This window comes from Pseudarthrobacter enclensis (assembly GCF_001457025.1).
GTDB classification, from domain to species: domain Bacteria; phylum Actinomycetota; class Actinomycetes; order Actinomycetales; family Micrococcaceae; genus Arthrobacter; species Arthrobacter enclensis.
The window spans coordinates 20,952-42,842 of record NZ_KQ758599.1; the positions used below are offsets into that span (position 1 = coordinate 20,952).

Annotated in this window: 18 protein-coding genes; 6 read left to right on the forward strand and 12 right to left on the reverse strand. The window is 67.3% G+C overall.

Going from position 1 to position 21,891, the window contains the following annotated elements:
* The first annotated feature begins 85 nt into the window (after positions 1-85).
* Positions 86-1,270, forward strand: a complete 1,185-nt coding sequence (locus AS031_RS00100; protein WP_058266132.1) for a MarP family serine protease — start codon at positions 86-88, stop codon at positions 1,268-1,270.
* On the opposite strand, the gene aroQ is transcribed toward AS031_RS00100, so the two are convergent.
* From aroQ to AS031_RS00125, 5 genes are all read right to left on the reverse strand, one after another.
* Positions 1,271-1,732, reverse strand: coding sequence for a type II 3-dehydroquinate dehydratase (aroQ, locus tag AS031_RS00105; RefSeq protein ID WP_058266913.1), 462 nt, complete (start codon positions 1,730-1,732; stop codon positions 1,271-1,273).
* A gap of 86 nt (positions 1,733-1,818) precedes the next feature.
* The gene (locus AS031_RS00110) at positions 1,819-4,011 is read right to left on the reverse strand and encodes an alpha-galactosidase (RefSeq protein ID WP_058266133.1); all 2,193 of its coding nucleotides are present in this window, start codon (positions 4,009-4,011) and stop codon (positions 1,819-1,821) included.
* Between the two features lie 151 nt (positions 4,012-4,162).
* Positions 4,163-5,506 carry an ABC transporter substrate-binding protein gene (locus tag AS031_RS00115; protein ID WP_058266134.1) on the reverse strand — a complete coding sequence of 448 codons (1,344 nt, stop codon included), beginning with the start codon at positions 5,504-5,506 and terminating at the stop codon, positions 4,163-4,165.
* A gap of 93 nt (positions 5,507-5,599) precedes the next feature.
* Positions 5,600-6,535 carry a carbohydrate ABC transporter permease gene (locus tag AS031_RS00120; RefSeq protein ID WP_058266135.1) on the reverse strand — a complete coding sequence of 312 codons (936 nt, stop codon included), beginning with the start codon at positions 6,533-6,535 and terminating at the stop codon, positions 5,600-5,602.
* Positions 6,536-6,545: 10 nt separating this feature from the next.
* Positions 6,546-7,496, reverse strand: coding sequence for a carbohydrate ABC transporter permease (locus tag AS031_RS00125; protein ID WP_058266136.1), 951 nt, complete (start codon positions 7,494-7,496; stop codon positions 6,546-6,548).
* A gap of 234 nt (positions 7,497-7,730) precedes the next feature.
* Here AS031_RS00125 and AS031_RS00130 point away from each other — a divergent pair, with 234 nt between their 5' ends.
* Positions 7,731-8,933 (forward strand): Gfo/Idh/MocA family protein, encoded by a 1,203-nt coding sequence (locus AS031_RS00130; RefSeq protein WP_058266137.1) that lies wholly within the window; start codon positions 7,731-7,733, stop codon positions 8,931-8,933.
* A 5-nt stretch (positions 8,934-8,938) separates the two neighbouring features.
* A complete protein-coding gene (locus AS031_RS00135; RefSeq protein ID WP_371325965.1) occupies positions 8,939-9,967 on the forward strand; it encodes a LacI family DNA-binding transcriptional regulator in 1,029 nt (342 codons plus the stop codon).
* Positions 9,968-9,977: 10 nt separating this feature from the next.
* Here AS031_RS00135 and AS031_RS00140 read toward each other — a convergent pair whose 3' ends face one another.
* The 5 genes from AS031_RS00140 to acs form a co-directional block, all read right to left on the reverse strand.
* Complete coding sequence (locus tag AS031_RS00140) at positions 9,978-10,781, reverse strand: DeoR/GlpR family DNA-binding transcription regulator (protein WP_058266138.1); 804 nt, start codon at positions 10,779-10,781, stop codon at positions 9,978-9,980.
* A 57-nt stretch (positions 10,782-10,838) separates the two neighbouring features.
* Positions 10,839-11,762 carry a carbohydrate ABC transporter permease gene (locus tag AS031_RS00145; protein WP_058266139.1) on the reverse strand — a complete coding sequence of 308 codons (924 nt, stop codon included), beginning with the start codon at positions 11,760-11,762 and terminating at the stop codon, positions 10,839-10,841.
* Positions 11,759-12,730, reverse strand: a complete 972-nt coding sequence (locus AS031_RS00150; RefSeq protein ID WP_058266140.1) for a carbohydrate ABC transporter permease — start codon at positions 12,728-12,730, stop codon at positions 11,759-11,761. Before AS031_RS00150 ends, AS031_RS00145 begins: the two co-directional genes overlap by 4 nt.
* Positions 12,731-12,868: 138 nt before the next feature.
* On the reverse strand, positions 12,869-14,179 hold the full coding sequence (locus AS031_RS00155; RefSeq protein ID WP_058266141.1) for an ABC transporter substrate-binding protein: 1,311 nt from the start codon (positions 14,177-14,179) through the stop codon (positions 12,869-12,871).
* A gap of 208 nt (positions 14,180-14,387) precedes the next feature.
* Positions 14,388-16,415: an acetate--CoA ligase gene (gene acs, locus AS031_RS00160; RefSeq protein ID WP_058266142.1), complete on the reverse strand. Its 2,028-nt coding sequence runs from the start codon at positions 16,413-16,415 to the stop codon at positions 14,388-14,390.
* A gap of 328 nt (positions 16,416-16,743) precedes the next feature.
* Between acs and AS031_RS00165 the strand changes: the two genes are divergently transcribed.
* The 3 genes from AS031_RS00165 to AS031_RS00175 all read left to right on the forward strand — a co-directional run bounded on the left by AS031_RS00165 (position 16,744) and on the right by AS031_RS00175 (position 19,741).
* Positions 16,744-18,180 carry a hypothetical protein gene (locus tag AS031_RS00165; RefSeq protein WP_058266143.1) on the forward strand — a complete coding sequence of 479 codons (1,437 nt, stop codon included), beginning with the start codon at positions 16,744-16,746 and terminating at the stop codon, positions 18,178-18,180.
* A 92-nt stretch (positions 18,181-18,272) separates the two neighbouring features.
* Positions 18,273-19,067 carry an endonuclease III gene (gene nth / locus AS031_RS00170; RefSeq protein ID WP_058266144.1) on the forward strand — a complete coding sequence of 265 codons (795 nt, stop codon included), beginning with the start codon at positions 18,273-18,275 and terminating at the stop codon, positions 19,065-19,067.
* Entirely contained in the window at positions 19,064-19,741 is a 678-nt protein-coding gene (locus tag AS031_RS00175) for an NUDIX hydrolase (protein ID WP_058266145.1), read from the forward strand. Before nth ends, AS031_RS00175 begins: the two co-directional genes overlap by 4 nt.
* A gap of 64 nt (positions 19,742-19,805) precedes the next feature.
* Here AS031_RS00175 and AS031_RS00180 read toward each other — a convergent pair whose 3' ends face one another.
* Positions 19,806-19,997, reverse strand: coding sequence for a YegP family protein (locus AS031_RS00180; RefSeq protein ID WP_058266146.1), 192 nt, complete (start codon positions 19,995-19,997; stop codon positions 19,806-19,808).
* Positions 19,998-20,151: 154 nt separating this feature from the next.
* Positions 20,152-21,870 (reverse strand): bifunctional 3'-5' exonuclease/DNA polymerase, encoded by a 1,719-nt coding sequence (locus AS031_RS00185; RefSeq protein WP_058266147.1) that lies wholly within the window; start codon positions 21,868-21,870, stop codon positions 20,152-20,154.
* Between the last annotated feature and the right edge of the window lie 21 nt (positions 21,871-21,891).

Sequence of the window (21,891 nt, forward strand, 5' to 3'; positions counted from 1 at the left end):
ACCGCGGTGTGACGGGAACGACGTCACAGGGGATTGCCAGCCACCGCCCGTAGAATAAGGGTTCAACTGCTTATAAGGAGCCTTCGTGGTCGGCTTGACTGTCCTGGACCTGATCCTGATCCTGGCGTTGCTGTCCTACCTGGTCTACGGGCTGCGGAACGGCTTCCTCGTCACTGTGGGCGGCCTGGCCGGTTTCGCAGCCGGCGCCGTCGCCGCCTTCTTCGCCGTCCCCCTGGTCAGCGGCCTCGTTGAGGACTCCGGTTGGAGGCTGACCGCCATCGTGGCGGCCGCCGTCGTGCTGGTGGTCCTGGGCCACGGCCTGGGCACCATGGTGGGCCGGCAAATCCGCGGAGCCATGCGGATCCGGCCGCTGCGCGCCGTGGACCGGCTGGTGGGCGGCGCCCTGAACGTGGTGGTATCCGCCCTGGTGATGTCCATGCTGGCGTTCAGCGTCGGGTCCCTCGGTGTGCCGTTCGTGTCCCAGCAGCTGGCTGAATCCAAGGTCATCCGGTTCATTGACGGCCTCACGCCCACGCCGGTCAAGGCCACCATGGCGCAGCTGCGCTCCACGGTGATCGGCAACGGCATTCCCACGCTGATCGAGGGCCTGGGGCAGGGGCAGGCCCTCGCCGTACCCAACGCGGACACGAACACGCCTGCGCTGAACGCGGCCGCCGAATCCGTGCTGCGGATCGCCGGCACCGCCTACGAGTGCGGCCAGAACCAGACCGGCACCGGGTTCGTGGTGTCCGAGGACCGCGTGGTCACCAACGCGCACGTGGTGGCAGGTGTCTCGCAGCCGGTGGTGGAGCTGCCCGACGGCGATGCGTTGCCCGGGCGCGTGGTCTACTTTGACAGCAGGCACGACCTCGCCGTGCTCGCCGTGGATGGGCTGCCTGCCCGGCCGCTGGCCCTGGCCGGCGACCTGCCCGGCGGCAGTTCCGCGGCCTTCGCCGGCTACCCGCACGGCGGACCGTTCCAGTCCAAGCCGGCCACGGTGCAGGACATCGCCACGGTCCTGGTGCCTGACATTTACGGGAACAGCCCGTCCCCGGAGGACATCTACCGGCTCGCCGGCGACGTGCAGCCGGGCAACTCGGGCGGGCCGCTGCTGACCACCGACGGCCAGGTGGCGGGCGTGATCTTCGCCAAGGCCACCACGGACACCGGTGTGGGCTACGCGATCACCATGGACGAACTGGACCCGGTGGCCCTCCAGGCGCCATCGTTGAGCGCACCTGTTTCCTCGGGGCAGTGCATCCAGAAGTAGTCAGAGCGCGTCGGCGAGGTAGTCGATCGCCAGCCGGTACCCCGTGACGCCCGCGCCCACAATCACGGCCGAGCAGACCGGGGACAGGTAAGAGTGGTGCCGGAACTCCTCCCGCTGGTGCACGTTGGTGATGTGCACCTCGACGGCGGGAAGCTGCACGGCGGCCAGGGCGTCACGGAGCGCCACGGACGTGTGGGTGAAGGCGCCGGCGTTGATGACAATGCCCGCTGCATTTCCGCGGGCCGCGTGGATGGTGTCCAGCAGGACGCCCTCATGGTTGGACTGGACGCATTCCACCGCGAAGCCGTGCGCCTGGGCCGCCGACCGCGCCAGCTGCTCCACGTCGGCGAGCGTGGAGGTGCCGTATTTTTCCGGCTCCCGCGTGCCCAGGAGGTTCAGGTTGGGGCCGTTGATCACCAGGATGGTGCCGCGGGCGGTGTCCGGGGTGGAGGCTTCAGTCATGGAGGACAATCTATCCGCTGGCCCCCCGTGCCGCGCATTCTTACGTTCCTGAAGGCGCGGCACGCAGGGGTTGTGCAGGCGTCCGGCTAGGCCGCGGTGACTTTGAGGAGCAGCGCGTGTTCCGGGTTGAGCATGGGCATCGGCAGGCCGACTTCGCCGAGGAACTTTCCTCCGGCGGTTGCGCCGTCCGCCAGCCACGCCGGCGGCTGCACCTGGGTGAAGGTGTGGGCGTAGTCGCTGTCGCCCGGGGCCGGGAAGATCGCTTCCACCCGGTAGGTCCGGCCCGCGTCGAGCCCCGGAAGGACGAACCGCCCCGGGGCTTCGGCAGCCGAGGTGTGCATGCTGACGAAGGCGAGCAGCGCCGCCGTCGTGCCTTCAGCTGCCGGTTCGGCGGCGAGCACGCCGTGCAGCTGGAACGCGTCGTCCGGCACATCCGCATGGACAGGACGGCCGCTGTGGATCAGGTCGCGGTGTTCCTTGTACAGGCCCACCACGCGCCGCAGCTCCTCCCGCTCCTTGCCCTGCACTGACCGGACGTCCCACTCCATGCCGAAGTGGCCGAACAGTGCCGTGATGGCGCGGAACGACAGGTCGTGCGTGCGGGCGGTGGTGTGGGAAGTGGTGGGACCGATGTGGCTGCCCACCAGCTCCGGCGGCACGACCGCGCCGGTCCATCGCTGGATGGTCTGCCGCTCGAGGGCGTCGTTGCAGTCCGACGCCCAGACACGGTTGGTCCGCTCCAGGATGCCCAGGTCAACGCGGCCGCCGCCGGAGGAGCAGCTCTCGATCTCGACGTCGGGGTGCGCTTTCCGGAGCTCGTCGAAGAGCCGGTAGGCGGCGAGGGTCTGTTCGTGGACGGACGGGCGGCCGGCGTGGCCGTGCTCCACCAGGTCCCGGTTCTGGTCCCATTTGAGGTAGCTGATGGCGTTTTCGGACAGCAGCGTGGAGATCCGGTCGAAGACGTACTGCCAGGCTTCCGGGTTCACCAGGTCCATGACGTGCTGGTTGCGCCATTCCAGGGGCAGCCGGCCGCCGTCCTTGTGCGGCAACGCGGAGGGGCTGGCAATCCAGTCGGGGTGGGCGCGGGCGACGTCCGAGTCGAGGTTCACCATTTCCGGCTCCACCCACAGCCCGAACTCCATCCCCCGGGACGTGACCGCATCGATCAGCGGCGTGAGGCCGTTGGGCCAGAGGGTTTCGTCCACGTACCAGTCGCCCAGGCCGGCGTGGTCGTCCCGGCGGCCGCGGAACCAGCCGTCATCGAGCACGAAACGTTCCACGCCCAAATCCGCGGCGGAGTCTGCGAGCTCAATGAGCGTCTCCAGGTTGTGGTCGAAGTAGACGGCCTCCCAGGTGTTCAGCACCACCGGGCGGTGCTTCCGGGCGGTGCCGCCGGTGGACAGCGGCGGCAGCACGTGGTGCGGGCGGGACCGGAACCAGCTGTAGAACGCCTCGGTGATGCCGTCCAGGCCGCGCCCGGAGTAGGCGGCGAACAGGGCCGGGGTGGTGTAGCTGCTGCCCGGTTCCAGGATGACCTCGGCAGGTCCCAGCAGTTCCGAGCCGCCGATCATGGTGCGCCCGTCGCCGAGGGTGTCAGCGAACTGTTCGTGGTTGCCGCTCCAGGCGAGGTGCGTGGCCCAGACCTTGCCGTGCCGGTTGCCGAAGCCCTTGCTGCCGGCGGCGAACAGGAGGGAGGAATCGTGTCCGGTGCGGCCGTGCCGGCCGGTACGGACCCAGGTGCCCTGTTGGATGGGCCGGCGCTGCGGGTGGCGTTCCCGGCACCAGCGCCCGGTCAGGTCGAGAAGCTCGACGGCGTCCGGCGCCACGGGCAGGACGGTGGCCAGTTCGTCCACCTGGAACGGGGTGGTGCCGTTGTTGGTGACGGTGTGGCGCAGTTCGAGGAGGCCGCCGGGGTGCAGCTGAAGGGACGTCGAGACGCTGATCCCGGTGTCGGCGTCGGCCTGTTCAATGGTGGCCGAGGTGTCCCCGCCGGCGGCGGAGGTGACGCGCAGCCGGGAGGAGAAGTCATTGCCGGCAGTGCCCTCGCCGATCCGGTGCCCCCGAAGCGCCGGGCGGCCGCGCCAGGACGATGAAGCCTGCGGCAGGAGGGTCGCCGGAACGCGCGCGTCGACCGATGAGTTTCCCACCGGGCCGGCCAGGATGTCCAGGTCCGGGAGTTCGGTTCCCAGGTCGGCGCCCCAATGGATGACCTCGGCCTCCCCGCTGTCGAAGCTGATCAGCAGGCTGGTGCCGGCGGAACGGAGATGCAGGGGATCCATGGTGGTCTCTTTCGGTGTTCGGGCGTGCGCCTTAAGTTACGCACAAGTGCAAATTAACGGGAAGGGGTGGCCGGGTGCCGCCGTCGCGAGGAGGAGGACGGCGGCACCCGGCCGTGCGGCTGCGACCACATACGCAGCCACATATTGGGGGCTACTTGAACAGGGCGTTGACCTGCTCGTTGGCGGCCGTCAGCGAGCTGACGGGGGCCTTGCCGGACACCACGGCGTCCATGGCCGGCTCCATGATGCCCTTGACCTTGGCGGTGTTGTCCGTGATCGGGTAGAGGAACGTGGTCTTGTTCTTCACGTGTTCGGTGAAGGCGGTGACGTCAACGCCCTTGGCCTGGAACGCCGCTGCGGCCTTGTCCGAGGATGCCTTCAGCGCGGGGAACACCACAGCCTTGGAGGCCACCACGTCCTGGCAGGCTGAGGAGGCCAGGTATTCGACCCACTTGATGGAGGCGTCCTTCTTCTTGGTGCCGGCCCAGATGGAGTCGGCCAGTCCGTTGAACATGGAGGCGCGCTTGCCTTCCGGGCCCACCGGGGTGGGCGCGATGCCGACGTCGATGCCCTTGTAGCCGGTGTACTGGCCGATCATCCACGAGCCGTGGGCGTTGATGGCGGACTTTCCGGCAGCGAAGGTATCGGCCATGCTGGCCCCGACGGTGGTCTCCAGCTTGGGCATGTAGCCCTTGTCCGCGAGCCCCGCGAACCACTTCATGGAGTCCTGGAACTTGGGGTCGTCGTAGTTGTAGTGGGTGCCCCAGGGGTTCTTGTCCGTGTGCTGCCAGCCGGTGGTGTTGGTGAGGTAGCTCCACTCGGTCTGGCCGGAGGAATCGCCGCCGCCGTTCAGGCCCAGGCCGTAGACCTGGACGTTGTTCTTGTCGAAGCCGGGCTCGTCGCCGCGTTTGCCGTTCTTGTCCACGGTCAGGTGGGCGATGACCTTTTCGTAGCTGCCGCCGTCCTCAGGGTTCCAGGTGAGGTCCTTCATCTGGTCCTCGGAGATCCCGGCGGAGGCGAGCATGGCCTTGTTGTAGAAAAGGCCGATGGTGTCCCAGTCCTTGGGCAGGCCGTACCGCTTGCCGTCCTGGCCCACCCACAGGTCGGCGAGGCCCTCGTTGTAGGCGGAGAGGTCCACCTTGTCCTTCTCCACGGCGTCGTCGATGGCCAGCAGCTGCTTGTTCTCGGCGAGTTCGCCGTAGCGGCCCAGGTGGTTGGTGAAGACGTCCGGGGCGGTGCCGCCCACGAAGCCGTTGGTGAGCGTGCTCCAGTAGTCGTCCCAGCCGCGCTGGGTGATCTTGACGGTGATGTCCGGGTTGGCCTTGGTGAAGTCGTCGGCGCACTGCTGGTACGCGGGAAGCTGGTTGGCGTCCCAGAGCCAGTAGCTGATCTCGCCCTTGCCGGCCTCAGCCTGGCTGCCGCCGCCGCAGGCGGAGAGTGCCAGGACTGCTGCGGCAGCCGCGGCGAGGGCGCCGGTTGCTTTCATCTTCTTCATCAGGGGTCCTTTCGGGGATGTTTTCGGGCAGGCCGCCATGGCCGGCGCACGGTTGGCTGGTGTGGGGCTGTTGCTGTTTTGGTGCGAAGGGGGTTACTTGATGCCGGAGAAACCGATGGAGTTGACGATCTTCTTGCCGAAGGCGGCAAAGAGGATCAGGACGGGCAGGGCGGAGATGAGGGTGGCGGCCATCAGGCCGGACCAGTCCGGTGCGCCCTGCGGTGACTGGGACTTGAAGACGCCCAGCCCCACCTGGAGGACACGCACATCGTCCTGGGAACCGACCAGCAGCGGCCAGAAGTATTCGTTCCACTGGCCAATGAAGGTGAGCAGCGCCAGGGTGGCGATGGGGGCTGCGGCGTTGGGCAGCACGATCTGGAAGAAGATCCGGAGGTGCTTGGCGCCGTCGAGCATGGCCGCTTCCTCCACCTCGCGGGACATGTTCAGGAAGAACTGGCGGAGGAAGAAGATGGCGAAGGGCGTCATGAAGACGTAGGGGAGGACCATGCCGAGCATGGTGTTGAGCAGATCCAGGTTCTTGATGAGCAGGAAGTTGGGCAGTGCCGTGAAGATCGGTGGGACCAGCATGGTGCCGAGGAAGAGGCTGAAGACGGCGTTGCGGCCCTTCCAGCGGAGCCTGGCGAAGGCGTAGGCGGCCATCGCGCTGAAGAACACGGCGCCGGCGGTGGTGATGGAGGAGAACACCACCGAGTTGCGCAGGTAGATCCAGAAATCGATGGCGGCGCCGGACCCGCCCTCGGCCACGGCCTCTGCGGGTGTCTGCAGGCCGAAGACGCGTTTGAAGGCGCCGAAGGTGAAGTCCGCCGGGAGCAGGCTGGTGGCGTTGGTGGCCAGCGCATTGTTGGTGGACAGTGCGGTCCGCAGCACCCACAGGAAGGGCAGGACAGAGACCGCGATGGCCAGGACCAGCAGCGCCCAGGCGCCTGCACGGCGGGGATTGAACGGACGACGGCGGGTGGTTGGCTTGGCCGGGTTGGCCAGCGGGGTGCGGCTTGCGGTGGTGGTCATGGAGGACTCCTTAGTCCAGGTCCGACTCGTTGCCCTTGAGGAACTTCATCTGGATGAAGGCCACCAGGGCGAGGATGAGGAAGAGGATGACGGCGATGGCGGATCCGTAGCCGAAGTCCGACTCCGTGAAGGCGCGCTGGTAGATGTAGTACTGGATGACGCGGGTGGCGTTGACCGGGCCGCCGCCGGTGGTCACGGCGACGGTGTCAAAGACCTGGAAGGACCCGATGACGGTGACCACCAGGACCAGCACCAGGACCGGGCGGAGCAGCGGGATGGTGATCTTCCGGAAGGTCTGCCATGCGGAGGCGCCATCAAGCTTGGCTACCTCGTAGACGTGCCCGGGGATGGACTGCAGGCCGGCGAAGATCAGCAGCGCGGTGTAACCCATGTGCCGCCAGGTGTTGATCAGCGCCTGGGTGGGGATGGCCCATTCCTCGCTGCCGAAGAACGCCGCCCGCGGCAGCCCGGCCCACTCGATGAACTGGTTCACCACGCCGATCTGGTAGTCCAGCATCCAGAACCACAGCAGCGCCGCGATGACGTTGGACATCAGGTAGGGCAGGAGCAGGGCGCCGCGGATGATGGTGGACTTGGCCACGTTATGCATCAGCAGGGCCAGGCCGAGCGCCAAGGCCGTCTGCAGCCCGATGTTCAGGAGCACGTACTGTCCGGTGACGGCCAGGGAATTCCAGAACAGGGGATCCTTGGCGATCGCCTCGTAGTTCTCCAGGCCGATCCATTCCGGATCTCCAAGGATGTTGTATTCGGTGAAGCTGAGGTAGATGCCGCGGACGGTGGGCACCAGGTAGAAGAGGACGAATCCGATCATGGCCGGGGCGATGAAGAACAGGGCAATCCTGGCATCGCCGCGTCCGGTCCGGCCTGGGCCTGTCCGGTTGAGGATGGTGCGGGGCAGGCGGGGCGTCCGCGTGCCTGGGTTCCTGGTAAGGGTGGTCATCGTCGACCCTTCCTGATTGTGATGTGCCTAACAACCTGCCGAAGAATCTACACGAGTAGATTGGATTGCCGCAAGGTTTAATTTTCCCCTGTTTCGGGGCTTGCAATTGCGAAAGATCAGTTGTTGACTCGAGTAGAAAGCCGGTAAATGCCGCCGGGATGCGGCAGGAACCGCTTACCGGGCAGGGCCCGGCGCGCCGCCAGGCGCACTCCCCACCTCCACGGAAGGAAAACAATGACGTTCTCGATCGGCATCGTCGGCGCGGGCCAGTTCGGCGGCCAGTTTGCCCACCTGTTCAACCTCCACCCAGGAGTCAAGGAGGTGTATGTGGTGGACGAGCGCCCCGAGCGCGCCGCTGAGGCAGCAGAGCGTTACCACCTGGCCGGCACCATGCCGGACTTCGAAGCCCTGCTTGCCTCGAACGTGGACGCTGTGGCCATCTTCACCCAGCGCTGGACCCACGGCCCGCTGGTGCAGCAGGCCCTCCGTGCCGGCAAGCATGTCTACTCCGCCGTCCCCATGGCAGTCAGCGAAGAAGAGATCGCCGGCATCATCGACGCCGTCCGCGACACCGGCCTGGTGTACATGATGGGGGAGACCAGCTACTACAACCCCGCCACGGTACATGCCCGTGAGCAGCACGCTGCAGGCAAATTTGGCCGGATCTTCTACGCCGAGGGCGACTACGTCCATGACATGGACCTGGGCTTCTACGACGCGTACCAGTACAGCGGCGGCGACCGCTGGAAGGAAACCGCCAGCTACCCGCCCATGCTGTACCCCACCCACGCCATCGGCGGCGTCCTCGGCGCCATCCCGGCACACGCGGTCAGCGTCAGCTGCGTGGGTGTGCGCGATGACCGCAACGACGGCGTCTTCGACAAGGACGTCAGCATGTTCGGCAACGACTTCTCCAATGCCACGGCATTGTTTGAACTCAACGACGGCGGTGCGATGCGCACCAACGAGATGCGGCGCGTGGGGTACCCGTCGCACATCCGGGAATCCCGGTTCCGGTTCTTTGGCACCGAGGCAAGCTTTGAACAGCTCGCCAAGGTCACCGTGTGGCAGGACAAGCAGAACGTCCACGACATCTCGGAAAAGATGGAAACGCGGCCCAGCATCCCGCTGGACGACCCGTCCCTGGCCAACGTGGCACCGGAACTGCGTGATGCCTTCGTCTCCGGACTGGCGCCGGTGCACGATGCGGGCCGCCTGCCGGAGGAATTCCGCGGTGCCCCCAACGGGCACGAAGGCAGCCACCACTTCCTGGTGGACGACTTTGTCACCGCCGTCAACGAAGGCAGCCTGCCGCCGGTCAACGCCTGGGTGGCGGCCCGCTACACCCTGCCCGGCATCGTGGCCCACGAATCGGCACGGCAGAACGGCGCGCGGCTGCCCATCCGCGACTTCGGCGACGCCCCGGCCGGCTCGTAGCTAGCATGTACTCCATGACCACTTCGGCTGTGCCGGCGCCCCGCGGACCGGTGACGCGCAAAGACGTTGCCCGCTTCGCGGGCGTCAGCACCGCCGTCGTGAGTTATGTGGTCAACGGCGGACCCAAGAAGGTGGCGCCGGCCACCGAAGCGAAAGTGCAGGATGCCATCCGGCGGCTGGGGTACCGGCCCAACGCAGCGGCCAGGGCCTTGAAGCTGGGCTCCAACGAGACCATCGGCCTGGTGATCCCGGACAACAGCAACCCCTTCTTCTCGCTGCTGGCCCACAGTGTGGAGGAGGCGGCGGCAGAGCTCGGCTACGCCCTGGTGCTGACCAATTCGGACGGAAACCTGGCCAAGGAACGCCGGAACGTCCGGAACCTTGCGGCCCGCCAGGTGGACGGCGTGATTGTCTCCAGCGTCCTGATGGAGCCCGGCATGGCCGACTTCGAATCGGCGGAAGTTCCCGTGGTGCTCCTGAACCACAGCGGTGAGGCGCCAGGCTTCAACAGCGTGGGGGTAGACCTGGTTGCGGGTGCGAGGTCGGCCGTGGAGCACCTGATCGGCCACGGGCACACCAGCATCGCCCTGGCCATGGGCACGAACACCGGCAATTACTACGACGGCCGTGAGGAGGGGTGGCTGCAGGCGTTGGCCGCTGCCGGCCTGCCGGAGGGCCCCATTGTGCGGACGCCCTTCACGCGTGAGGGCGGATACGCGGCCGGCAAGCGGCTCCTGGCGGTTGCCGACCGTCCCACGGCCATCTTTGCCACGTCCGATCTGCAGGCGGTGGGGATCCTGCGTGCCCTGCACGAGGCGGGCCTGTCCATCCCGCGGGACATGGCCCTGGCGTCCTTCGACGGTTCGGCTGAGGCCGAGTACAGCTGGCCGCCGCTCACCACGGTGAAGCAGCCGGCGAAGGCCATGGCGGACGCAGCGGTGAGCGCCCTGATCGGCGCCCATCGCGGGCAGGACGCCGAACACCTCATCTTCCCTGCCGAACTGCAGGTGCGGCAGTCGTGCGGCTGCCCGTGAGGCACCGGCCCTAGGCCGGCTGCCCCAGGGCGGAAGCCAGGCGCAGCCTGCCCACCCTGTCCTGCAGGACGCGCTGGGCATCGGAGCCCAGCCCGGGGTCGCTGATGACTTCATCCACTTCGTCCAGGGACGCGATGGAACTGATGCCCAGCACACCCCATTTGGTGTGGTCGGCCAGGACCACGGTCTTCCGGGCAGCTGCCACGAAGGCCCGGTCCGTCTCGGCTTCGAGGAGGTTCGGGGTGGTGAAGCCGGCCTGCGCATCCATGCCGTGCACGCCCAGGAACAGCACGTCCAAGTGCAGCTGCTTCAGCGCGCTGGTGGCGATGGGACCCACCAGCGCATCCGAGGGGGTGCGCTGGCCGCCAATCAGGATCACCGTGGAACTGAAGCGGGCCGGGGAGGTGGACGCGGCATGGTGGAACAGGTCGGCGATGCGCACCGAGTTGGTGACCACCGTGATGGGCGGGCCGTCCACCAGTTCCTTGGCCAGGGCCCAGGTGGTGGTCCCGGCGCTCAGGCCCACCGCCATCCCCTCCTGGACCATTGCCGCGGCTTCCACGGCGATGGCCCGCTTCTCCGCCGTCAGCTGCGTTGACTTCTGCTCGAAGCCGGGCTCGTGCGTGCTGGCATCGCCGGGGAGCTTCGCCCCGCCGTGGATCCGCTCCAGCTTGCCGCCTTCCTCCAGTAGCTCGATGTCCCGGCGGACGGTCATCAGCGACACACCCAGTTGCTGGGCGAGGTCCGAGACGCGGACAACCCGTTCGCGCTGGACGACGTCCACGATGGCCTGGTGTCGTGCTGCGGGGAGCATGGAGATCCTTTCGTGCTGAGGCGGGGGAACGGCGTCCCCCTCACCTTCCATGATGGTCTACCCCTTGCTGGAACCAAGAGTCAGGCCCGCAACAAACTGCCGCTGCAGGAGCAGGTAGATCACCAGCGTGGGGATGACGGTGATCACGGCGCCGGCCGCGAGCAGGTTGTAGTTGCTCAGGAACTCACCCTGCAGGTTGTTGATGGCCGTGGTGATCGGCAGCCGGTTTCCGCTCTGGATGAAGATCAGCGGCCAGAAGTAGTCGTTGTAGATGAAGATGACCTGGAGCGTACCGAGCGCGGCGAACGCGGGGCGGCACAGCGGCATGATGATCTCGCGGTACTGCCGCCAGATGCCGGCGCCGTCCACCAGCGCCGCTTCGGTCAGGTCCGCCGACAGTGCCTTCATGTAGTTGGACAGCACGAAGGTGCAGAACCCCATCTGGAAGGCCGTGTTCACGGCGATGACGATGATGTACGTGTTGAGCATGTTGCCCGAATCGCTGAAGGAGTAGGGCACCTCGAAGTGCTTGGCCATCTCGAACAGCGGTGCGGCAAGGACCTGCGGGGGAAGCAGGTTCCCGGCCGTGAACATGATCAGCAGCGTGATGTTGAATTTCCAGTTCACCCGGCTGACGGCGAAGGCCATCAGCGAGGCCAGGAACAGGGTCAGCAGCACGGCCGGAACGGTGATGATGACCGAGTTCCAGAAGTAGGTGGAAAACCCGCCCTGCGTCCAGGCCTGGGCGAAGTTGTCGAAGTTGAAGTCGCCGGCGAAGCTGAAATAGCCGTGTTCGTTCGTGGAGGCAACCGGCCGGAGCGCCGTGTAGAGGGACCATCCCAGCGGAACCAGCCACATCACCGCCATCACCAGCAGGAAGGCGTGCGTGCCGTAGTGGCGCTTGGGTTTGCTGCCGGCGCGGGCGGCGGCCGGCGCGTGGGTCCGTCCGGTGCGGGCGGGGGTCGATGCTGTGGTGCTCATGCTCTGTTCTCCTTGCCGAAGGTGCGGCTGAGGTAGAAGACGATGGGGACGAGGGAGATCACCAGCAGCACCACCGCCAGCGCGGAGCCGACGCCGATGACCTGGCCTTCGCCCACGAGGTTCTGGATCACCAGGGCGCTGAGCATTTCCAGGCCGTTGGTGCCGCGGTTGATGACGTACACGACGTCGAAGGCGCGGAGCGATTCGATGATGGTGATCACCACGATGACGATGTTGATGGGCCGCATGGCGGGAAAGACCACGCGGAAGAATGTCTGCACGGCATTGGCGCCGTCGATGGCGGCTGCCTCGCGCAGGCTGGGGTCCACGCCCTTCAGGCCGGCCAGGTATAGGAGCATGACGTACCCGGCATGCCGCCAGGTGGCTGCGATCATGGCCGCCCAGATATTGACCGAGGAGTCCCCGAACCAGTCCACCGCCTGCGGTGTTCCGGCGGTGCCCAGGAGGAAGTTCAGCAGGCCGTTGTCGCGCTGGTAGAACAGCTGCCAGATGATGCCGATCAGGGCGAGCGACAGCATCACCGGGGCAAAGAAGATGCTCTGGTAGATCTTGCTGCCGCGGATGTTCTGGTCCAGCAGCACCGCGAGCAGCAGGCCCAGGGGCGTGGCGATCAGGGCAAGGAAGAGCAGCCACAGCAGGTTGTGCTGCACGGCCGGCCAGAACGGCGGGTAGTCCTGGGTGATGTACTGGTAATTTTCGGTACCCGCCGGGCGGATGTCGGCCAGGTCCAGGCCGTTCCACCGGGTGAAGCTCAGCCCCACGGACATCAACGTGGGCAGCCAGACAAGGGCCAGTTCAATCAGGGTGGGAATCCCCACCATCAGGGACAGGACCAGCTTGTCCCGTCCGGTCAGCCGGCGGACCCGCCCGCCTGTCCTGCGGCCGGGCCTCCCGCCGCCGGGTTCCCGCGCCTCCGGCGGGATCAGTTCTTGTGTGGTGCTGCTCATGGAAATCTTCCCTTTGGTGCTTGGGACGCCGGGGTGGGGACGCTGTGGCGGGTACGCCGAAAAGGAACGGACGACGGCGGGGCGTGGGCCGCCGTCGTCCGCTTGCGGATGCCGGTGCTGCAGCGCAGCCAGCGGCGGCTATTGGGCTGCGTACAGCGTCTTGGCCTGCGCCTCGAGGTTCTTGACGTCCATCTTTCCGTCCTTGATGAAGCTCTGGAGGGCCGGAATCATCACGTTGTTGGCCATGGCGGGCAGGGCGTCGCGGTCAAAGAACTGGCTGATGTACTTTGCGTCCGCGATGGTTTCGGCGCACTTCTTGTTGAGCGGGCTGAACTTGGACGTGTCCGTTCCCTTGGCCGTGGCGATGTTCGATGCATCCACGGCTGCATAGGCGTCCTGCGCTTCCGGGGTGCCCAGGTAGGCCAGGAAGTCCCGGGCGGTCTTGTTCTCACCGCCCTTCTTGGACAGCAGCAGGCCGTCGATGGGTGCCTCGACCGCGTCGCGGCCTTCCATGGCGATCTCGGGGAAAGCGAAGAAATCGATGTCTGCCAGCACCGCGGGGTCGGTGAACTGCTGGGTGACGAACGACCCCAGCAGGTACATGCCGGTCTTCTTCGCCTCCAGCGCCTTGGCGGCGTCCTGCCAGGTCTGGCCGAGGGCTCCCGGGTCCTGGTAGGGGAGCAGGGCGGACCAGGTGTCAAAGACGGCACTGACTTTCTGCTGGTCCCAGGATTCCTTGTGCGCGCAGAGGTCCACGTGGAACTGGTAGCCGTTCAGCCGCATGTTGATGTAGTCGAACGTGCCCATGGCCGGCCAGCCGTCCTTGTCGGCGAAGCCGATGGGAATGATGCCGTCCCCCTGCATTTTGGCCGCCAGGGTTTTGAGGGCGTCGAAGGTTTCCGGTACTTCGTACCCCTTCTCCTGCCACAGGCTCTTCCGGTAGAAGAATCCCCACGGGTAGTTGTAGTTGGGCACGAAGTACATCTTGCCGTCGGGGCCGGTGGAGGCCTTCTTGAGGGCGTCGGAGTAGTTTCCGCCGATGGTTTCCCAGACGTCGTCGATGGGCGCCAGCAGGCCCTTGCCGGCGTAGTACTGCATCCGGTAGCCGGCGAACCACGTGAAGGCATCGTCAGGGGAGCCCTGCAGGTAGGAGTTGATCTTGTTCTGGAAGTCGTTGTGGGGGACCGTGTTGGTGGTGACCTTCTTGCCGGTTTTGGCCGTGAACGCGTCGGTGACCGCCTGGTAGGCCCGCTTGGGGACGTCATCGGAGGAACCGGAACCGAAAGTGAGGCTTCCGGATTCGGTGCCCGTGGCGGACGGGGCGCTGCCGCCCGTGCAGGCTGCGAGGAACGGGATGCCGGCCAGGCCTGCAGCGCCGACGCCGACGGTCTTGAGGATGGTCCGCCTGCTCGGGAAGGCAGTTGCAGACGCATCAAACTGTGAAGCCATGTTCTCTCCCTTGAGTGCTTACCGCATGTGAGGCACCTCACATCAGTTCTGACTATAACCTCGCAAAAGAGAACATGGAAGAACGTGAAATAACATTCTGGGCCGCGCGTGCTTTTGAATCGTCACAAACGCAGAATGGCCCCGTTTCCCCTGCGGTTCAGGGGTTTACGGGGCCATTCGGCAGCGCGGGGAAGATACTAAGCCGCTGTTACTTTCTGAGCGACTGGGCGATCTGCTGCATGATCGTGGGATCGGACAGGGTGGTGGCGTCACCCGGGTCGCGGCCCTCGGCGACGTCCTTCAGGAGGCGGCGCATGATCTTGCCCGAGCGGGTCTTGGGCAGCTCCGGAACCACCAGGATGTTCTTAGGCTTGGCGATGGGACCGATTTCCTTGCCCACGTGGTTGCGCAGTTCCTGGACCGTTTCGTCGCCGTTGTTCGCGGCGTCGCCGCGCAGGATCACGAACGCCACCACGGCCTGGCCGGTGGTCTCATCCGTGGCGCCCACGACGGCGGCCTCCGCCACCGCAGGATGGGACACCAGGGCGGACTCGATTTCGGTGGTGGAGAGGCGGTGCCCGGAGACGTTCATGACATCATCCACGCGGCCGAGGAGCCAGATGTCGCCGTCCTCGTCCTTCTTGGCGCCGTCCCCGGCAAAATACATGTTCTCGAACCGGGACCAGTACGTGTCCTTGAACCGTTCCGGATCGCCCCAAATGCCGCGGAGCATGGCCGGCCACGGCTCGCGGATCACCAGGAACCCGCCGTGGCCGTCCGGCACCGATTCACCCATTTCGTCCACCACGTCCACGGCGATGCCCGGCAGCGGCACCTGCGCGGAGCCCGGCTTGGCGGCGGTGACACCGGGGAGCGGGGCGATCATCTGGGCGCCGGTCTCGGTCTGCCACCAGGTGTCAACGATCGGGGCATCGCCGCCACCGATCACCGTTTTGTACCACATCCAGGCTTCCGGGTTGATGGGTTCGCCCACGGACCCGAGCACACGGAGGGAGGTGAGGTCGTACTTGTCCGGGATGTCCCGGCCCCACTTCATGAAGGTCCGGATGGCGGTGGGGGCGGTGTACAGGATGGAAACCTTGTACTTCTCCACGATTTCCCACCAGCGGCCCTGGTGCGGGGAGTCCGGGGTGCCCTCGTACATCACCTGCGTGGCGCCGTTGATGAACGGGGCGTAGGTGACGTAGGAGTGCCCGGTGACCCAGCCGACGTCGGCCGTGCACCAATAGACGTCCGTCTCCGGGTGCAGGTCGAACACCGCCTTGTGCGTGTACGCGGTCTGGGTGAGGTAGCCGCCGGTGGTGTGCAGGATGCCCTTGGGCTTGCCGGTGGTGCCGGACGTGTAAAGGATGAACAAAGGGTGCTCGGAGTCGTGACCCACGGCGGTGTGCTCCGCGGAGGCGGCGCCCACCGTCTCATCCCACCAGTGGTCCCGGCCCTCGGTCCAGTCCACATCCTGGCCGTTGCGCTTGACCACCACCACGTTCTGAACAGTGTGGCCGCCTGCATCTCCCTCGCGGGACAATGCCTCATCCACCGCTGGCTTCAGGGCGCTGGGCTTGCCGCGGCGGTAGGTGCCGTCCGCGGTGACCACGAGCTTGGCCTCGGCGTCGTCGATGCGGGAGCGCAGGGCGTCGGCGGAGAAGCCGCCGAACACCACCGAATGGACCGCACCGATCCGGGCGCACGCCAGCAGCGTAATGACCGCCTCAGGGATCATGGGCAGGTACACGGCCACCCGGTCGCCCTTGGCCACGCCCAGGGATTCGAACGCGTTGGCGGCCTTCTTGACCTCCTCGGTCAGCTCCGCATACGTGTAGGCGCGGGTATCGCCGGGTTCGCCCTCGAAATAAATCGCAACGCGGTCGCCCAGGCCGTTCTCCACATGCCGGTCCAGGGCGTTGTAGGCCGCGTTGACCTCGCCGCCCACGAACCACTTGGCGAACGGCGGATTGGACCAGTCCAGCGCCTGGTCAAAGTCCTTGCTCCAGGTGAGCAGCTCCCGCGCCTGCTTCGCCCAGAAAGCCGGCCGGTCGGCGTCGGCCTCGGCGTACACCTCTGCCGTCACCACGGCGTTGGCCGCGAACTCCGGGGTCGGGGGAAACGTCCTGGTCTCATGCAGCAGGTTTTCGAAGGCGTCGCCCTGCCGGGCACCCTCTCCTGCCGTGGCGGCAGCGGGAACGGTGGCCGTGGAGCTGGGGGTGTCCTGGGACATCTGAACCTCATCATTCATTCGTCAAGAGCTGTTCCGGAATACACCCTAACGCCTGCCGGCACGGCCATGTGCGCCTTGTCACAGTTGTGCCCGCCAGCGGCATTCATTGTGCGGTGAATGGTTTCCCGGACTGTTCCCACACGGCGCCGCAGTGCCACCCCAGCTAGTGATCAGCCGGGCTGTTGACTAGGCTGATATGGAATTGTGACTTTACTTCGTGCCCCCGGGGCCGGGCGCCCCGGCGCCCTGTTCCCAGGGAACGGTGTTACGACGGCACAACCCGGTCCGGCCTCGGCCGGGCCCGTGCCGCCACGCTAAGGAGAGCAGAATGAACCAGCCGAGCTTCGGCCAGAAAACCGGCCCCGAGACGCAGGCAGGCACCGGCCCGTCCGCCGCGGCAGGACCAGGCCAGCAGGCGGCGCCGGCGAAGGCAGGGACACCGTTCCGCCTCGCGAAGGACGCCAACCAGGCAGTGCTGGGTCCGTTCACCGTCAGGGACTTGACGGTCTTTGCGGCCACCCTCATCCTGTTCATCGCCTCGCTGCTGCCCATTTTCGGTGGCCGCTTCAACCTGTGGAACCTGAACAACCTCTTCTTCCTGGGGCTCGGGATCCTCCTGCCGCTGATCGTGAGCGCACTCTTTGCCGCCCGCCGGCTGGCGCCCGCCACCAGGCTGCGCGTCGGATCCCTCTCGGTGGACCAGTTCGCCTCCGTAGCGGCGTCCTTTGCCCTTGCCTTCTTCTTCATCTCGGTGGCAGGGGCCTACGTCCCCAGCCTGCTGGTGGGCCTGATCGGTTCGGTGATCCTCTTCGCGGCCACCGTCCTGGGACGGTTCATTCCCTACCTTTCCAGTGACTTCCAGGGCCGAAGCGAGGCTCCGGCCCACGTGATGGCCAGGGACGCAGCTGCCCCTGCTCCGGCGCCGCGAACACCGAAGCAGCCCAAGCCTGAGCCCGCCGCCCAGCCAGGGGCCAACGGCACGCCGGGCTCGCACCACAAGCACGAGGCCAGCCACAAGCCGCGCCTGGGCGGCAAGCTGTTCGGCGGAGCCGGTGCAGGATCCTCCGCCGTGCCGGCGGGACAGAACCACACGGGCCAGGGCCAGGCAGGCAACACCCACACGGGCCAGGACCATACCGGCCAGGACCAGGCCGGCGCCGGCCAGCACGCAGGCTACCAGCCGGCGGGGCACCAGGTGTCCGTGCCGGCCACCGCCGCAGTTCCCGCCGCGGCTGCTCCGGCAGCTGCCCCCGTCTCCACCGCCCCGGAGGCGGCCGACCACGCACCCGAGGTGGATGCCGGACCGCCCACCCAGGCCGCCGACGTCGTACGCCCTGCGGACGCCGCCCCCGCGGCTTCCGCCGCCGAGGAAACCCGGTACGCGGACCTGGCTGCAGCGTCCGCCGGGCGCCAGGAATCCACGCACGACGCCGGCAATGCCGCGGCTGCCCCGGCGCCGCAGCGTACGTGGGAACCGCCGGCGGCCACCGCCGTGCACCAGCAGATCCGTACCGAGGAACCGATCGGCGCCACCGTCGATCCGTCCACCCACCACGACGACGAGCACCCCGTCCATGAAGCCTTCTGGTTCGCTGTGGCACAGCACCGCACTGCCTTCGATCCCGGCACCGGCTCGCCGGCCTTCGTCATCGAACCAGGCGGCTGGGTTCTGGCGCTGGAAGACCGGGGGCACGAGTTCCTGGTGCAGCACACCGACGGGCGGCTGGGGGTCCTGCGGGATCTCAGCAACATCGAGCGCGGCTAGCCGACATGGCTGCGCCGAGGGCCGGAGGCAAGGGACGGGCGGCCGGGACTGCACCGGGCACACCGGGCGCCGTGCCCGGCCAGTCGCCCGGGATGCCGGTGGTCTCCTCCGAGTCGGCGCTGGCCCTCAAGCGGCGCGCACGGCGCATCAACAAGGCGCTGGCGGAGAAATATCCCTACGCCCACGCGGAACTGGATTTCACCAACCCCTTTGAGCTGCTGGTGGCCACCGTCCTGTCCGCCCAGACAACGGACGTCACCGTCAATCTGGTCACGCCCGTGCTTTTCGGACGCTATCCGGATGCCCGGGCCATGGCTGAGGCGGACCCGGCGGTGCTGGAGGAAATCATCAAGCCCACCGGGTTCTTCAGGGCCAAGTCCCGGAACCTTTTGGCCCTTGCCACCCGCCTGGTGGACGAATACGACGGGGTGGTGCCCGGCAGGATCGAGGACCTGGTCACGCTTCCCGGGGTGGGGCGCAAAACTGCCAATGTAGTCCTGGGAAACGCCTTCGGCATCCCCGGCATCACGGTGGACACGCACTTCGGCCGGCTGGCGCGGCGCTTCAACTGGACCCTGTCCGATGATCCCGTGCAGATCGAATCCGATGTCGCCGAACTCTTCGAACCGCGGGACTGGACCATGCTGTCCCACCGCGTGGTGTTCCACGGCCGCCGGGTCTGCCACTCGCGGAAACCTGCCTGCGGCGCCTGCCCGGTGGCCAACTGGTGCCCCAGTTACGGGCTTGGGGAGACGGACTCGGCGAAGGCCGCCAAGCTCCTGAAGTATGAGCTCGCCCCTGGCAACGAGGCACTCCTGGAACAACTGCTGGCCGAAACACACCGGGCGGCGGAAATCCGGATGGCTTCGCAGCGGAGGCCTGTGTGAGCGCGAGGGAGGACCTCCTGGGCCTTGCGCGCCGGGCAGCCTCCGGGACGAACACCACGCCGGATCCACGCTGGGCAGCGCTGACCGTCGATGCGGAACTGGCGCGGCGCGCTGCGGTGCTGATGCTGTTCGGCACGTTGGATGACGTGCCGGCCGTTTCCGGGAAGCCGTTGGCCCCGGCAGACCTGGACGTGCTCCTCCTGGAACGGGCCCACACGCTGGGTTCGCATCCCGGCCAGGTGGCCTTTCCGGGCGGTAGCGTTGATCCCGGCGAATCCGCGGTGGACGCCGCGCTGCGGGAAGCTGAAGAAGAAACCGGGCTTGATGCCGATGGCGTGGAAGTCCTGGGCACCCTGCAGGAGCTGGGCCTGGCCCACAGCAACTTCCTGGTGACACCCGTGCTGGGATGGTGGCGCTCGCCCACCCCGGTCCGGGTGGTTGACTACGCCGAATCCGCCCAGGTGTTCCGGGTTCCCGTCCGCGATCTCCTGGACCCGGACAACAGGGTCATGGCCACCGTCCACCGGGCCGGGCGAACCTTCGACAGCCCGGCCTTCACCGTGAACGGCGTGGTGGTCTGGGGGTTCACCGGGATAGTGCTCAGCGGTCTTTTCGACCAGCTGGGCTGGTCCGTGCCGTGGGACAGCACCCGGCTGCATCCCATCGGCGTCTGACAAACAAAGTCATAGGGTGGCCGCGCGCGCCGTTGAGCGCGGCCACCCGGTATGTGGAGCAGGCTCAGGCCTGCTGCTGGCGGCGGTCGACGACTATTCCGGTCGCCGCGGCCTCCCGCATTGCGTTCACGCCGTCCCGCAGCTTGCTCAATGACTTGAAGCTCGGCGACACGGCAACGATGTTGCCTTCAGCGTCCGTCAGCCTCAACCGGAACGAATCGTCCCCTGCACGATGAATCTCAAATCTGCCCGCCATGCCGGACCTCCCCTGGTGTGCTTCGTTGCATCAGCCCGACCGGTCTGCATCAGTCGCCGTTATCGACTGTAATCCGCGTCACGCACCCCGTCGAGCTACTGCCCGGTAGGTTACTTTTGCCGTCATATGGGTATGAATGCCTGGTTCGGGGCCGTTATTTGGCCCGGTCGTAGGAGTCCACCACGGCGATGCTGACCGGGAATTCCACCGGGATGCGGCCGAACAGCAGTTCCTTGGCAGCGGCGGCGGCCTCCTCGATGGCCCTGGTGCAAGCGTCCACGGCATCCGCGGGTGCGTGCACCATCACCTCGTCGTGCAGGAAGAACACCAGCTCCGGGCCCCCGCCGGCCCGTGCCCCGGCGCCGTCGGCACGCAGGGTGCGGAGCCGCCGTCGTAATTCCGCCAGCCAGCACGCGGCCCAGTCCGCCGCGGAGCCCTGGACCACGAAGTTGCGCGTGAAGCGGCCCCGCGACCGGGCGATCGCCTCGGCCCGGCGCTGCTCCTCCGCGGTGGCGGAGCGCTGGCTCTGGTACCAGCGGTCAGACGGCGGCGGGCTGCTGCGGCCCAGCCGGGTGGTTACGGTGCCGCCGGATTCGCCGGTGCGGGCGGCCCGTTCGACGAAGTCCACGGCCCGCGGATAGGTGCGTGCCAACTGCGGCATCAGGCGGCCGGACTCGCCGGACGTCGCGCCGTACATGGCACCCAGCAGGGCCACCTTCGCCTTGGCACGGTCGCCTCCGAAGCCCTTCTCCGCGATGCCTGCGTAGAGGTCCTGGTCCCGGGCCGCCTCCGCCATCACTGCATCCCGGGCCAGCGCCACCAGCACCCGGGGCTCCAGCTGGGAGGCATCGGCAACAATCAGTTTGTGGCCGGGGTCGGCGTGGACGGCACCGCGCACCTGGCGCGGGATCTGGAGGGCGCCACCGCCGCGGGACGCCCAGCGGCCGGAGACCACCCCGCCCACCACGTATTCAGGCCGGAACCGGCCGCCGTCCACCCATGCATCGAGCCATGACCAGCCGTTGGCGGTATGCAGCCTCGAGAGCTGCTTGTACTCCAGGAGCGGGCCGATGGCCGGGTGGCTGGACTCGCGCAGCTCCCATTTCCGGGTGCTCTTGACCTCGATGCCGTTGCGGTGCAGGGCGCGCATCAGTTCCTGCGGGGAGTCCGGGTTCAGTGCGGGCACGCCCAGGAGACCGCGGAGTTCGGCGGCCAGTTGTTCGAGCCGCGCCGGGCGGTGTCCCGGGGCCGGGCGGGGGCCGAGGTGGCCGGCCAGGATGTCCCCGTGCAGGTCCTCTCGCCACGGCACCCCGGTGTGCTGCATCTCCGCGGCGGTCATTGCGGCGGCTGATTCCGCGGCCAGCAGCAGCTGCAGCCTGCCGCGCATGTTGGCGTCGGTGCTTACCCCGGCAAGCGCGGCCTGCTGGGCCGCGTACTCGAGCCTCAGTTCCTCGAGGGTGTGGCGCGGCGCCGGCCCGGCGCCGACCGCGTCGAAGAGGGCCCCCTGGTCTGCCGGGGGAGCGGGCGGCAGCAGCGTTTTGGGCGGCATGGCCGGGTCATCCACCGCCGTCCGCTCGGCGGTGCGGGCATAGTCGGTGTGGGCGGCGAACTCGGAGAAGGCCAGAATGTTTCCGCAGAGGCTGAGGTCGTAGCAGCGCTCAAGTTCCACCCCTGCCTGCAGGAGGCCGGGATACCAGTCCTGGGTGCGGTGCCAGATCCACCGCGGCCGCCGGTCCTCAAGGGCGCGCACTACGGCGGGGAGGTCACCCTGGGTGACGGTCCGGGCCTCGGGGTTGCCCGGGGCGGGGTCACCCGCTGGGGTGAGTTCCTGCACTGCAGCGCCGGCGGGGTGGGCGGCGAGCAGGACATACATGCTCCCATTGTGCCCGGTTGG